This is a genomic window from Lentibacillus sp. L22 (assembly GCF_040812445.1).
GTDB classification, from domain to species: Bacteria; Bacillota; Bacilli; order Bacillales; family Amphibacillaceae; genus Lentibacillus_C; species Lentibacillus_C daqui.
In genome coordinates this window covers 1-14224 of the sequence record NZ_JBFNXI010000001.1, presented here as the reverse complement: position 1 = coordinate 14224, position 14224 = coordinate 1, and the positions used below count along the sequence as shown (strand labels likewise).

The following is a 14224-nucleotide window of genomic DNA, read 5'->3' as shown; positions in this document are numbered from 1 at the left end:
TTTTTTGAAAGTCAGCGAATAGCGGCAAAAATAGCACGGTGAGTTTGTTACGACAAATTCACTGTGCTATTTTATCCCGCCTGCATCAACTTGCCTTATGTTCCAGCCTTAATCGGTCAGCAACCATTGCGATGAATTCCGAATTCGTCGGCTTTGCTTTGGAAATGTTCACTGTATATCCAAATAATGCCGAAATGGATTCAATATTACCTCTGCTCCATGCTACTTCAATGGCATGTCGGATCGCCCGTTCTACCCGTGATGCCGTTGTATTGAATTTCTTGGCAATGTCCGGATACAATACTTTTGTTATGGATCCTAATAATTCAATATCATTATAAACCATGGTAATGGCTTCCCTTAAATACATGTACCCCTTGATATGCGCCGGCACACCAATTTCATGAATAATATTGGTAATGCTTGCTTCCAAATCTTTTTTCTTTTGTTCTTTCTTATTAAATTTTCTCTGGTTTGAATGGCTAATACCGCTGCTTCCTTGTACTTGCCGAATCTGATCCGCCAAATTGTCCAAATCGAACGGCTTCAGAATAAAGTAGGAAGCACCCAAATCCACTGCCTTTTTCATGACTTCCTCCTGGCCAAATGCAGTCAGCATGATCACATTTGGATCATGCTCTCTATTCATGTCCCGTAGTTGGTTAAGCACCGCCAGTCCATCGACATGCGGCATGATAATGTCTAATATCAAAACATCCGGATCAATGTCATCTAACAATTCCAAGCAATCACGACCATTATATGCAGTACCGATAACCTCGATATCCTGCTGTCCTTCGAAATAATCCTCCATAAGTTGAATCAGCTCTCTGTTATCATCGACTAAACAAACCGTTATTTTTTCCACAGACTTGTTCCTCCTTTATGTATTTCCGGTCTCTACGTAATGTATTCGACATTTGATTTAAATATCCTCTATTTATTTAAAAAACTTTAATTTTTACGGAAAAAACTTTGTATATCTCTGATTACCTTCGTTTTACGACTACATTTGATAAAAATTGCGGTTTTACGACAAAACGCTACTATTTTTGTCGTATTTTGTCATAAAAAATACTCAAAAGCAATGTTTTCTAAAGCTTTTGAGTACCCTTTATTATTAGCTTGCCTTTTTTTGGGAATTATTAACGTTTATTCCCGCCTCCTGCAACATCCACTCGATATGAACACCATAACCGGATGTTGGATCATTAACAAATACATGGGTAACGGCACCAAGAACCTTTCCATCTTGAATAATCGGGCTGCCGCTCATACCTTGTACAATTCCACCTGTTTTTTTCAGCAATTTGGGATCGGTAATTTTAATGATCATTCCTTTTGTTGCCGGATATTTCTGTGGAACACTGCTGACAATTTCGACATCAAAGGCCTCAACTTTTTCACCATCAACCACCGTTAGGATTTTGGCAGGTCCTTCTTTTACCTGATGTGATAAAGCAATTGGCATTGGTTTGTCGTAAATACCATTTTCAACAGATTTCTTTAATTTGCCAAAGATCCCATACGGACTATTTTTTGTTATATTACCCAATTTATCGTCTTTTACAGAGAACTTTGCTTGCTTCTCTCCTGGGGCACCGTTATCTCCTTTTTCAATCGAAGTCACTTGGGAACCGACAATGGTACCATTATGGACTTGAATCGGTTTTTGCGTATCCATATCTGAAATAACATGCCCTAACGCACCATATTTTTTGGATTTGGGTTCATAAAATGTCATTGTTCCTATACCTGCTGCTGAATCGCGGATATACAAACCAATTTGATATTCAGATGATTTTTTATCTTTTTCCGGGTGAAGCGTCGTTTTCATCGTTTCTTTTCCCCGTTTGATTGTTACATCCAAATCTTCGCCGCTTTCCCCAGCTTCTTCCACATAAGGCTTTACATCTGCCATTTCTTTTACTGATTTCCCATTAATTTTTAAAATGATATCGCCAACTTTTATGTTAGCTTTCTCTCCAGGGGATGAGGCACCATTATCGCCTTTGACCAAATGATGTCCAACAACCAAAACGCCTAGCGTGTGGAGCTGTACCCCGATGGATTCACCGCCAGGTACAACCTTAACATCATCTAAAACGGAAAGATCCACCTTTTTTACGGGGAAACCTGCCACATTATATACCAATTGGCTATTTCCCGTTTTGGATGCCTGAAATTTGGAGGAGTTTATTGCCTGAACATTTTTGTTATCGGTTTTAATCTTTATCTTATCTCCTAGAGCAGGAACTTCAAATGGAGCTTGGTTGATGAATGTGACCAATTTATTGGGAATGGACAGGTATTGCTTCAGTGGTGTAAAAAAAGGAACTGCAATCATCGCTGTCAGAAGCAAAACACCAACCAATATTCGTATTTTATTTGTGTGCTTCAATCAATTCACTCTCCTCGTTCCTTGCCCATACCATATTTATTTCTGTATTTCTAATTTGACCGAACGAGGTCCTTTTTAAACTGGGGAATGATAAGAAAAGCAGTGTAACATTTCCTTTTTCAAATATTTAGCGCAGAAAACAAACAACCAGACATAATTGTCTGGTTGTTTGAGCATAATTCAGGGGATACCCATTATTGAATGTCAATTAAGCTGCATTTGTATTTTTTGTTTAAAACTTTCGGCCAAATCCAGTAATTCCTTTGCATGTTCTTTTGCTGTATCAGTTAATTTCGTACCGGTAATCATCCGGCTAAGTTCGTCAGTTTTTTGCTTGGTCGTTAACTCGGTTACAGCTGTGACCGTTCGATTGTTATCCGCATGCTTTTCGATTAACTGATGTGTATCAGCCATAGCAGCAACTTGCGGCAAATGGGTAATACATAAAACCTGGGAATCAGTAGAAATGCGAAAAATCTTTTCGGCTATTGCTTGGGCAACCCGGCCGCTAACCCCGGTATCCACCTCATCAAAAATTACACTGGTTACACCTTGGTGTTTGGCAAAAATGGTTTTAATAGCTAACATAATTCTGGATAATTCTCCACCAGAAGCCACTTTTGTTGTATCCTTTAATGGTTCACCAGGATTGGTTGAAATAAGAAAACGTACATGATCATAGCCATTTTCAGATAACCGCGGCTGTTTAACCGGATTTGTTTCATCGTTATTCGCATCGAAAGCAACCGCAAATGACGCTTTTTCCAAATATAATCCGGCAAGTTCCCGATGAATCGCTTCTGTTAATTGTTTTGCAGCAAGCTTGCGAATATCATGCAATTGTTTTGCTTCCAAATACGCATCTTGTTCCAATTCGTTTATTTCATCGGCTAATTGAACCAAATGGGAATCTTTATTGGTAAGCTGCTCGAGTTCTTCCTCAATGTTCGCCATATACTCAAGGATGTCATTAACAGTAGGTCCATATTTTTTCTTTAAACGATTTATTTCATTCAGTCTTGCTTCCAATTCATTTAGGCGTTCGGGATTGTATTGCAATGTTTCACTATAATTACGCAATGCAACAGTTAATTCTTCAATCATATAGTAATGGTTGGACAATTCTTCTGCTTTTTCAGCAACAAAATTGTCGTACGCTTGATTCTCCTGGAGTGATTGGCTTGCCATGCTTAACCATTCCAAACCTTTTTGTTCCCCGTACAGAGCGTTATAAGCATCTTGAAGCCCGTGATAAATACGTTCAAAATTCGCCAGTCCCGCACGTTCTTCTTCTAGTGTTTCATCTTCATTGGGTTGCAGTTCTGCCTTTTCCAGCTCGTCCATTTGAAATTGAAGAAGATCAAGGCGGTGGGCAGTTTCTTGTTCATTCTCGGATAACGACTGATAGCGCTTTTTTAATGTTTGTAATTTTTCATATAATTGTAGGTAGGTGGTTTTAGCTTGTGAAATAGCCTCTGGATCATACATGTCAAGTAAGCGGATATGGCTATCAGGATCCATTAAGCTTTGTGTTTCATGCTGACTATGAATGTCGATTAATGTTTTTCCAAATTCTTTCAGGATGGCTAACGTTACCAATTTTCCATTCACCCGACAGATGCTTTTCCCGCTTGCTGTAATCGTTCGATGTAAAACAACCATTTCATCCTGGATATCAATCCCGTATTGTTTTCCGCAATTGTAAATGGGATGATCCGGATTTTCGATAGTAAACAAACCTTCAATTTGTGCCTTTTTGGTGCCATGCCGGACAAATTCAACTGAACCGCGTCCACCGGCAAGTAATTGAATGGCGTCAATAATAATCGACTTACCGGCTCCAGTTTCACCCGTTAAAACAGTGAGACCTTCTTGAAAGGTTAGTGAAATATGATCAATTATAGCAAAATCTTGAATGGATAATTCCGTAAGCACGTTACGTCTCCCCTTACAAAATAATAAATAAAACTTTGTATCTTTTTTATTATAGCATACTTAAAAAACGATCTTTAATAAGCAATGATTCAGCCTCCGTGTGGCAAATAATCAGACATGTATCATCCCCGCATATCGTACCCATAATCTCTTCCCAATCCAAATTATCAATCAAAACCCCAATCGCATGTGCATTACCTGGCAATGTTTTTAGCACAATAAAATGGCTGGCATGATCAATTTTGACAAATGCATCCACAATTAAGCGTTTTAATTTATCCAGGGGATTAAAGCGTTGGTCAGCTGGGAGACTATACTTATGCAAACCTTTGCCTGTTGGTACTTTTACCAGATGCAAATCCTTTATATCCCGGGAGACAGTTGCTTGGGTGACATTATATCCAAGACTTTTTAAACGATCCACTAATTCATCCTGTGTCTCAATTTCGTTTTCTGTAATTAATTCACGAATTTTAATATGACGTTGAATTTTACTCATCATTTTCCCTCTTTTTTACGATGAAATTATGGTGTGCCTTGGCGACTAATTGCCTCAATTCAAAATCGGTGATGGTTCTACCAGTTTTGTCATGATTCCAGCCAAAATGAGCTAAAAATTCGATATTGCCATCGCCGCCGGTGATTGGTGAGTACGTTATGTCGAAAACTTGGTAGCCTTCTGCTTTGGCAAATGCAATGATTGTTGTCAAAACCTGAAGATGTACCCGCTTATCCCGAACAATTCCTTTTTTGCCAACTTGTTCACGCCCCGCTTCAAATTGCGGTTTAATTAGGGCAATAATATCACTGTTTTCAGCCAGCAATATTTTTAAAACAGGTAAAATCAATTTTAATGAAATAAAGGAAACATCGATAGTAGCAAAATCCGGTCTTCCTTTGTCAAGCATATCTGGTGTTACATAGCGGAAATTGGTTCGCTCCATCACCACAACACGGTCATCATTCCTTAACTTCCAATCGAGCTGATTATAACCAACATCAATGGCATAACTTCTGGTTACCCCCTGCTGCAAAGCACAATCGGTAAAACCGCCTGTTGATGATCCAACATCAACCATAATCCGACCATTCACAGAAATCGCAAAATAGTTCAAGGCCTTTTCCAGTTTTAGGCCGCCCCGACCCACATAAGGCATCTGCTTACCCTTAATAACCAATGGAATCGTTTCGTCTACCTTCACACCGGGCTTGTCCATCCGCTCCTGGTCGGAAAATACTAAACCGGCCATAATAACCCGCTTTGCCTTTTCCCGTGTATCGATTAAATTCCTTTCAACTAATAATACATCCAATCTTTTTTTTGCCATATGCATAATCCTCAATTTTGTTGATTTTTTTATTTAGATAATATCTTGATTTTGAAACGGTGATCTAAAAACGCAACCACTTTTCCAGTGTAAAAAATAATATTCGTGGAGGCATGGATCGCAAAATATTTTCCAAATGCTTTCCCGCCCACAGTTATTGCCGCAACTAAACTTGTTAAAAACACGTTTAAGGCTATTTGAGCAGAAGAGCCATCGCCTTGTCTCAGCATGTTGGCAATTTGTAACACAACAATAGTAGTTGCTGTTCCACTAACAATCCCGGAGATGTCACCGATCACATCGTTACAAAAACTGGCAAACCTGTCAGCATTACGAATAATTCGGACCGCCTCTTTTGCCCCATTTATTTTTTCAGCAGCCATCGCATGAAATGGCTTCTCATCTGCAGCAGTTGCGGCAATTCCCAGCATATCGAATACCACGCCAATTAAGACGATAAACAGTACAATCAATAATCCAACAACCCACATGACATCACTTAACAATGACTGTGATATGACTGAAAAAATTGCCGCTAACACAAATGTGATAACGGCAGTGGTTAAACTAAATTTAATCGAGCTTTTTATATGTGATTTCATTCTTTACCTCATTTGAATAAATTAGAGGATGTTCAAACAGTCCGGTAAAAATGACGTGCCCCTGCAAAAGGGGGTATACCGACGCCTGAGCGCAAGCCCGTTTTTAGTCGGCCTTCCTTTGAAGAAGTTCGTTGGCTTGTTTTTCCGCTGCTCAACCTATACAAGCCCGCTGCTCAAAACTACGCCGCCTCGAACTTCTTGGTCCTTTTTATCCTCCTTTTGAACACTCTTGGTATGTAGAACCGGAATGGCCGTACAAAAGATTAAAACTGTGGCTTAGGTCCAGTAGGTTTTCCCAGATGGTTACCCAATGTTGCCATAAAAGGCGGTTCCCCTTTAAAACCATCTCGGCTTGTCACCAAAAGCCGGACTGGATTACCACTTAGTCCACACTATAATCTCTTTTATACGTCCATAAGAACAGTCTAGGAGATTTCCTCAACAGCCTTTAACCGTTCCCTAGCCTCTTTTGCAGTCTCGATTTCATGGAGAAAACAATAGTGAAACCAGTGGCCATCTGATTTACTATTTTTAAAGTCCAATCCTCTCAAGTACCACTCAAGGCAGGCTACGCTGCATGTGAGTTGTCCCTTCCCTCACATAAGCAGGTTCATACCCCATTCCATAATGATTCCTAGGCTTAGTCATCACGACAGATATGGGCCTCCGCGGTAATAGGGTCATCGCCCACATGCCTTTGTGGATCGCCCTAAAACCTTAACTCCCAGCACTGACCCAAGGCTGGGCGCCTCAAGCCAACACAAGGAACTTCATCGATGTGCCCTTTAGCAGATTTTTAGGCCTGCCTTCAGGAGCGGAGGGCTGACTAGAATACTGCACCATTCCGTATTGACTATATTATAGCATGTTTCGCACCAAATTTCTACGATTTTACCATCATGACGTCAGGATGCAGGTCCTTTCACATTGCCATAAGACGACATCCCTCAAGTCGGTTCTTGCATCCAAAGCGATCCACAGCCGGCTTCAACGCCTTTGTTTTTAATGGTCGCGGTTACTAAAATAATCAGTTAGTTCCATTAGTAAGGAAGTTTCCGCTCCGGCTTTTTCCAAGGCTGTATTCGCTTTTTCTTTATAAACTTGTTTCTTATTTTGTGCGCCATCGAGACTCAATAATTTGGGGTATGTGTTTTTGTCGTTGGTTACATCGCTGCCAAGCGGTTTGCCGATTTTATCTTCATCACCTATTACGTCAAGAATATCATCCTGAACTTGAAAAATCAGTCCCAAACAGTGTGCAAATTCCCGCAAATGTTCCAGTTGGCCAGGTGTTGCTCCTCCAAGATATGCACCAGCCGTTATCGCAAACGCAAACAACTCCCCGGTCTTTTGTGCATGAATTTCTTCCAGTTCTGCCAAGGATATTTCATTGTTTTCCGCTTCCATATCCAGCATCTGCCCAGCCACCATTCCTTTTGGTCCACTGGCCTGAGACAGCAGTTTAATAACCTTCACCCTCTGGTCCTGAGTAAGCAGCGGATCATCAGCAATAATTTCGAAACTATACGTCAATAAGGCATCACCAGCCAGGATTGCGGTCGCTTCATCAAACACACGATGGTTTGTCGGTTTTCCACGGCGGAAATCATCATTGTCCATCGCTGGCAGATCATCATGAATCAGGGAATACGTGTGAATCATTTCCAATGCGACTGCTGTTGACAATACGTTACTTTTCTCCTTGCCATATGCTTCAAAGCCAGCCATGAGCAAAATTGGACGCAATCGTTTTCCGCCCGCTTCAAGCGAGTATAGCATTGCTTCTTTTAAACGATTGGGAATCCGTAATGATTGACAATAACGGCGCAATTCTTCATCGATTATTTTCTTGTTTTGTTCGATATACTGTTCAAATGTTTGCGGCACTACTCTTCCTCCTGAATCGTAAATGGTTCCGTTTCTCCCTGTTCATTCATTATTTTAGTCATTTGGTCTTGTACCTGTTTCAGTTTATCATTACATAATTTGGAAAGTTTCATACCGTCCTGATAATAGGAAATGGCCTTTTCCAGAGGTACATCTCCTTCTTCCAGCCGTTCTACAATCTTTTCCAATTCTAACATGGCCTCTTCAAACGAAATTTCTTCAGATGTCGTCTCCATCATGCTCCTCCTTCATATTCGTGCCTTGTCCGGTATCGAGTTTTCGTGACCGGTATTTCTCAATAATCCTGCAATCCAGTAATCCGTCCGCAAGCTGAACGGAAATGTCCTCATTTGAATCTACAGCCGCTATCGATCGGATAATCTGACCATTGGCTGCATATGGAATGGCATAGCCACGTTTCATCGTTTCCAGTGGATTTAACAAGGATAGTTTATCAATCATATTTGCAAACGTTACAGATTTTCTTTCAACGATTTGCTTCATAGCATTACGCTGTTGTTTGGTTATTTGCTTTAATTCCTTTTTCATTTGTTCCAACAATTCTCGGGGATGCTGATTTAGTAAACGTTGTTCAATCACTCGTAATGACCGTTGTTTATCGGCAGTCACTTGATTAAAACCTTTTTCCACTCGTTCAACCAGCTTATCCAGTTCCTGCTCTTTTTGAACGACAAGCTGTTCGGGATACCGAAAAGCATATGCCCGTTTCATACGGTTTAAATGCGTTTCAGCCTGAGTGATATTTTGGGTCATTATTTTCGTCAAGGAGCGTTTGAACCCTTGAATTTTATCCATTAGTTCCACTTGTGAAGGGACAGCGAGTTCTGCTGCTCCGGTTGGGGTTGGTGCGCGCAAGTCGGCGATGTAATCACTAATCGTTACATCTGTTTCATGTCCGACAGCGGAAATGATCGGAATTTCTGAATGAAAAATTGCTTGGGCAACGATTTCTTCATTAAAGCTCCATAATTCCTCAATCGAACCGCCGCCTCTACCGACAATAAGCACATCGAATGCTGCCAGTTTGTTGGCATATTCGATCGCCCGTTTAATCGAATCAGCAGCAGCCTGTCCTTGCACAAGTACCGGTATAACAGTCGTTTCAACGATCGGGTACCTTCGTTTAATTGTTGTAATGATATCACGAACAGCAGCTCCAGTTGGTGAAGTAATCACACCAATATGCTTTGGATATTTTGGTAATTGTTTCTTGATGCTCTCTTCAAAGTACCCCAATTTATGTAGTTTTTCCTTTAATTGTTCAAAAGCTAAATACAATGCACCAATGCCATCGGGTTGCATTTGCTGAATATAAAGCTGGTACTGCCCTTGTGGTTCATATACACCAATTTTCCCTTTGATCAGGACACGCATACCATTTTCCGGGACGAATTTTAAATACCGGTTATTTCCGGCAAACATAACAGCTCGCACTTGCGAATATTCATCTTTTATCGTCAGGTACATATGACCCCGGCTATGGTGTTTAAAGTTGGAAATTTCTCCTCTTAGCCAAATGATTTGCAAGTGTGGGTCGGTATCAAATTTCCGCTTTATATATTTTGTCAGGGCCGTAACTGTTAGATATTTATCGTTCAATGGTCTGCCAGTCCAATCGCAGCTTTAATCGTGTTCTTCAACAGCATGGTAATCGTCATTGGCCCCACACCTTTTGGCACCGGAGTAATGTATGCAGCTTTTTCCTTTGCACTGTCAAAATCAACATCACCCGTAAGCGAGCCATCAGCCAATCGATTGATTCCTACATCAACAACTACAGCTCCACCCTTCAAATAATCGGCATCAATTGCATTCGCCCTGCCAACAGCAACTACGAGGATATCTGCTTGTTGCGTATGATGTTTTAAATCCGCTGTTTTGGAATGGCAATACGTTACCGTCGCATTTTCATTGAGCAAAAGTTGGCCAACCGGCTTGCCAACTATATTGCTTCTGCCAATGACAACCGCATGTTTACCAGCTATTTGAATATCCCGGGATTTTAGCATGGTTATAATTCCATATGGTGTGCAAGACAGGAATGAATCCTTACCTGTCATCATTCGACCAACATTAATTGGATGGAACCCGTCAACGTCCTTCGCCGGATCAATTGCCTCAATGATCGATTGTTCCTGGATATGTTCCGGTAATGGTAACTGAACCAATATTCCGTGAACATCCCGATCATGATTGAGCCGGTCAATCAATTCAAGCAATTCTTTTTCTGTTGTAGACGAGGGAAGTTCAATGATTTGCGATGAAATCCCTATTTCCCCGGATGCTTTTTTCTTCCCATTTATATATGATTTTGATGCCGGGTCATCTCCAACTAACACTACCGTTAAATGTGGTATTAGTCCTTGTTCACGTAAGCGGGATACCTCTGCCTTCATCTCCGCCTTGATTTCAGCTGCCAATTCCTTACCATTTATCACTTCTGCCGTCAAGTCCTCATCCCCTTTTGATTTATGGGCCGTTTACCCTTTCTTCTTGGTTGAGTTTACTCGCGCTTAAAAAAGGAGGCGGTATTACAGCCCGTTAATGCGTGATAAAACGCCATTAACAAATTTACCGGACTTGTCATCCCCGTACGTGTGTGCCAATTCAACAGCCTCATTGATGGAAACCTTTGCTGGCATATCATCAAGATAACGTAATTCATAAGTTGCTATTCGCAGTATAGTCCGTTCTACTGTCGCGATCCTGGTGATAGACCATTTCTCCAAATGATTCGTAATCACTGAATCAATTTCTGTTTTATGATTGATGACACCTGACACAAGTTTTTCCAAAAATGCATCCTGTTTCACTTGCTCCTCTGCAACATGTTTGGGGTTTATTTCATTGATGTCCAGTTGAAATAAAATTTGAAAGGCCTTCTCTCTTGCCGCATGACGTTTCATCAAAACACTACTCCTTCTATTATATCTCTACAAATCATAACATGATTACATGAAAAGTAAAAGCGCTCTGGTAGCTGGGCATGCACCTTTGCGAACATGGATATATCATATAGATTCTCCGCAATAAAAGCCATGGCCAAGGGCGTATTCCTTGGACCATGGCTTTTATTTCTATTCGTCGGTTTCTGTTTGTTCACGATTTTCCATTTGGATCCCAACGACATGAATGTTAATTTCCGCGATTTCAAGTGCAGTCATATTTTTAATTGTCTGTCTGATATTCGTTTGTAGCTTTTGAGCAACTTCCGGAATGGAAACGCCAAAGTTTAAAACGACATACAGATCAATCAATATCCCTGAATCAGTTAATTCGACCTTGACCCCTTTACCATGTGACTTCTTCCCTAAGCGTTCCACCACCCCGGCAGCAAAATTGCCACGCATAGATGACAGGCCGTCTACTTCAGAGGCTGCAATACCGGTAATTACCTCTATAACCTCAGGGGCAATTTCAACCTTTCCAAGACTTGTATCATCACTAACGTCTAATAATGGTTGTTCACTCATATTTACCCTCCTTTTGAACACTCACCTTATTCAATTTCCTCAATCGGATGTTCTTCCAGGAACTTCGTATTAAAATCACCGCCAACAAACACTTCATGGTCCATAATGATCCGATGAAACGGAACCGTCGAATAAATCCCTTCAATAACATATTCATCCAAGGCACGTTTCATCCGTTGAATGGCTTCTTTTCTTGTTGGCCCATAGGCGACTAATTTCGCAATCATGGAATCATAATATGGCGGTATGGTGTAGTCCGGATATACTGCTGAATCAACGCGAACCCCTAAACCGCCTGGTGGTAAATACATCGCAATTTTGCCTGGTGAAGGCATAAAGTTTTTAAACGGGTTCTCCGCATTAATCCGACATTCAATTGCCCAGCCCTCGAATTCAACTTCTTCCTGGGTAATAGATAATGGTTTGCCGTTAGCAATATTAATTTGTTCCTTAACCAGATCGATGCCAGTGACCATTTCAGTTACCGGATGTTCCACTTGGATACGTGTATTCATTTCCATAAAATAGAATGACTTGCTCGACCGGTCAAAAATAAATTCAATCGTACCTGCTCCAACATAGTCTACCGCTTTGGCGGCTTTTACAGCAGCTTCACCCATTTGCTTCCTTATTTGAGGTGTCAACGCTGGTGATGGCGATTCTTCTACCAATTTTTGCAATCGGCGCTGAATCGTACAATCCCGTTCACCCAAATGAATTACATTCCCATGCTGATCCGCTAAAACCTGGATTTCAACATGGCGGAAATCTTCAATAAACTTTTCCAAATATACGCCAGCATTACCAAAAGAGGTTTCTGCCTCTTTTTGTGTAATCCGGATTCCCTTGATCAGGTTGTCTTGATCATGAGCAACACGGATCCCTTTTCCACCGCCCCCGGCAGTAGCTTTAATAATGACTGGATAGCCAATCTTTTCTGCAACTTCGATTGCTTCTTCTTCGGATTCAATGATTCCTTCAGAACCGGGAACGATTGGTACATCCGCGTTCTTCATTGTTTCCCTGGCAACATCTTTGATTCCCATTTGCTGGATAGCATTCGAGGATGGACCAACGAAAGTAACATTACAAGCCCGACAGATCTCGGCAAAATCTGCGTTTTCCGATAAAAATCCATATCCCGGATGAATGGCATCCACCTCGGTCATCGTAGCAACACTCATAATGTTGGTGAAATTAAGGTAACTATCTTTGCTTGATGTCGGCCCAATGCAGTATGCTTCATCAGCAAGCTTTACATGTAATGATTCTTTATCTGCCTCTGAATATACAGCAACAGTTTCTATGTCCATTTCCTTACATGCGCGAATAATTCGAACAGCGATCTCCCCTCTGTTCGCGATCAATAGTTTTTTAATCATGCTATCGTCCCCTTACTTCGTCTTGACTCGGAATAACGGCTGACCATATTCCACCAATTCGCCATCATCCACTAAGATCTCGACGATTTCTCCATTCACTTCCGCTTCAATTTCGTTAAATAATTTCATTGCTTCAATGATACAAACCACGGTATCTTTTTGCACTGTGCTGCCTTTTTGTACATATGGATCTGCCTCCGGTGATGAAGAAGAATATAATGTACCGACCATTGGGGACGTAATCTCATAATCGTAATCAACGGTTGATTCGTTGGTGTGGGCGGTTTGTGATACTTGCGCTTGATCTTGCTCTGCTACTGGCTGTGGCGATGGATTACTAATTGTTTCGGCAGGCTTTTCAACTGGGGCTACTACCTTTTGAACTGGTTGCACCATCGTTTCACCCAAAGCCTTCTTCATCGAAATCGTTGTTCCCTGTGTTTCATAGGTAAATTCGTCAATAGATGTTTGGTCGATCAATTTAATTAATTCCTGAATTTCTTCTACATTTAACATTTCCTAAGCACCCCTTTGTTTACAGGACATTCAGTTGTGAATTCCTAAAAAATTAATACCAAAATATAAAAACAGGTCCTAAATTGTTCCCTTTCACATTTTACGATAAAGCCTTAACAAACATCAAGGGCAATACCTTCAAAATGCTTTATATTCTCTCTCCAATGGCCAAATAACAGTCTAATTATAGCAATAATGTGATCAGATTGCGAATACAAAATAAAGAGGCTGGGACAAAACTCCAGTAAATAAAAATTAAGGCGTAGGAGCTTACACTAAAAAAGTGTAGGCCCCACGCCTTTTTTGACATTATTTTAGTAAACAAAAAGGACACCCTTTGATAAAATTAAAGTAACTACACAATAATTTATGGAGGTGTCCTTATGTTTAAACATTATACCATGAATCAGGTAGTTTTGCCGCTAGATTTAGAAATTAAATTGAAAGAGAATGATATTGCTTTTGCGATCAATGATCTTGTCGAGAGTATTCCCGAAGAGGTTTTCGATGACTTTATACGACAAACCGGCCGTCCTGCGTACCATCCTCGCATGATGTTGAAAGTCATTTTGTGTGGGTATACGCAATCCGTGTTTTCTGGTCGTAAAATAGAAGCTTTATTACAGGATAGTATCCGCATGATGTGGTTGGCTCAAGGACATGAACCCAGCTATCGCAC

The 14224-nt window shown here is 40.8% G+C and carries 15 protein-coding genes; 1 reads left to right on the top strand and 14 read right to left on the bottom strand.

Going from position 1 to position 14224, the window contains the following annotated elements; translation table 11 throughout:
* Positions 1 to 85: 85 nt before the first annotated feature.
* From spo0A to accB, 14 genes are all read right to left on the bottom strand, one after another.
* On the bottom strand, positions 86 to 868 hold the full coding sequence (gene spo0A / locus ABRT01_RS00075; RefSeq protein ID WP_269412244.1) for a sporulation transcription factor Spo0A: 783 nt from the start codon (positions 866 to 868) through the stop codon (positions 86 to 88).
* A gap of 252 nt (positions 869 to 1120) precedes the next feature.
* On the bottom strand, positions 1121 to 2401 hold the full coding sequence (gene spoIVB, locus ABRT01_RS00070; RefSeq protein ID WP_367745964.1) for a SpoIVB peptidase: 1281 nt from the start codon (positions 2399 to 2401) through the stop codon (positions 1121 to 1123).
* A 204-nt stretch (positions 2402 to 2605) separates the two neighbouring features.
* Complete coding sequence (recN, locus tag ABRT01_RS00065) at positions 2606 to 4336, bottom strand: DNA repair protein RecN (protein WP_367745963.1); 1731 nt, start codon at positions 4334 to 4336, stop codon at positions 2606 to 2608.
* 49 nt (positions 4337 to 4385) lie between these two features.
* On the bottom strand, positions 4386 to 4835 hold the full coding sequence (gene ahrC, locus ABRT01_RS00060) for a transcriptional regulator AhrC/ArgR (RefSeq protein ID WP_269412241.1): 450 nt from the start codon (positions 4833 to 4835) through the stop codon (positions 4386 to 4388).
* A complete protein-coding gene (locus tag ABRT01_RS00055) occupies positions 4828 to 5670 on the bottom strand; it encodes a TlyA family RNA methyltransferase (RefSeq protein WP_269412240.1) in 843 nt (280 codons plus the stop codon). The genes ahrC and ABRT01_RS00055 overlap by 8 nt, the downstream gene beginning before the upstream one ends.
* Positions 5671 to 5693: 23 nt before the next feature.
* Positions 5694 to 6266 (bottom strand): hypothetical protein, encoded by a 573-nt coding sequence (locus tag ABRT01_RS00050; RefSeq protein ID WP_367745961.1) that lies wholly within the window; start codon positions 6264 to 6266, stop codon positions 5694 to 5696.
* Positions 6267 to 7268: 1002 nt separating this feature from the next.
* A complete protein-coding gene (locus ABRT01_RS00045) occupies positions 7269 to 8153 on the bottom strand; it encodes a polyprenyl synthetase family protein (protein WP_367745960.1) in 885 nt (294 codons plus the stop codon).
* Positions 8153 to 8389: an exodeoxyribonuclease VII small subunit gene (locus ABRT01_RS00040; RefSeq protein ID WP_269412524.1), complete on the bottom strand. Its 237-nt coding sequence runs from the start codon at positions 8387 to 8389 to the stop codon at positions 8153 to 8155. The genes ABRT01_RS00045 and ABRT01_RS00040 overlap by 1 nt, the downstream gene beginning before the upstream one ends.
* Positions 8373 to 9773 (bottom strand): exodeoxyribonuclease VII large subunit, encoded by a 1401-nt coding sequence (gene xseA / locus ABRT01_RS00035; RefSeq protein WP_367745959.1) that lies wholly within the window; start codon positions 9771 to 9773, stop codon positions 8373 to 8375. Before xseA ends, ABRT01_RS00040 begins: the two co-directional genes overlap by 17 nt.
* Entirely contained in the window at positions 9770 to 10624 is an 855-nt protein-coding gene (folD, locus tag ABRT01_RS00030; RefSeq protein ID WP_367745958.1) for a bifunctional methylenetetrahydrofolate dehydrogenase/methenyltetrahydrofolate cyclohydrolase FolD, read from the bottom strand. The genes xseA and folD overlap by 4 nt, the downstream gene beginning before the upstream one ends.
* Positions 10625 to 10705: 81 nt before the next feature.
* Positions 10706 to 11080: a transcription antitermination factor NusB gene (gene nusB, locus ABRT01_RS00025; protein WP_269412235.1), complete on the bottom strand. Its 375-nt coding sequence runs from the start codon at positions 11078 to 11080 to the stop codon at positions 10706 to 10708.
* A 171-nt stretch (positions 11081 to 11251) separates the two neighbouring features.
* The gene (locus tag ABRT01_RS00020) at positions 11252 to 11647 is read right to left on the bottom strand and encodes an Asp23/Gls24 family envelope stress response protein (protein ID WP_367745957.1); all 396 of its coding nucleotides are present in this window, start codon (positions 11645 to 11647) and stop codon (positions 11252 to 11254) included.
* Positions 11648 to 11673: 26 nt separating this feature from the next.
* Positions 11674 to 13029 carry an acetyl-CoA carboxylase biotin carboxylase subunit gene (gene accC / locus ABRT01_RS00015; protein ID WP_269412233.1) on the bottom strand — a complete coding sequence of 452 codons (1356 nt, stop codon included), beginning with the start codon at positions 13027 to 13029 and terminating at the stop codon, positions 11674 to 11676.
* Positions 13030 to 13041: 12 nt separating this feature from the next.
* Complete coding sequence (gene accB, locus ABRT01_RS00010; RefSeq protein WP_269412232.1) at positions 13042 to 13545, bottom strand: acetyl-CoA carboxylase biotin carboxyl carrier protein; 504 nt, start codon at positions 13543 to 13545, stop codon at positions 13042 to 13044.
* A 383-nt stretch (positions 13546 to 13928) separates the two neighbouring features.
* Between accB and ABRT01_RS00005 the strand changes: the two genes are divergently transcribed.
* Positions 13929 to 14224, top strand: a 296-nt coding sequence (locus ABRT01_RS00005; protein WP_367745956.1) for a transposase, incomplete at its 3' end; no start/stop codon positions are given.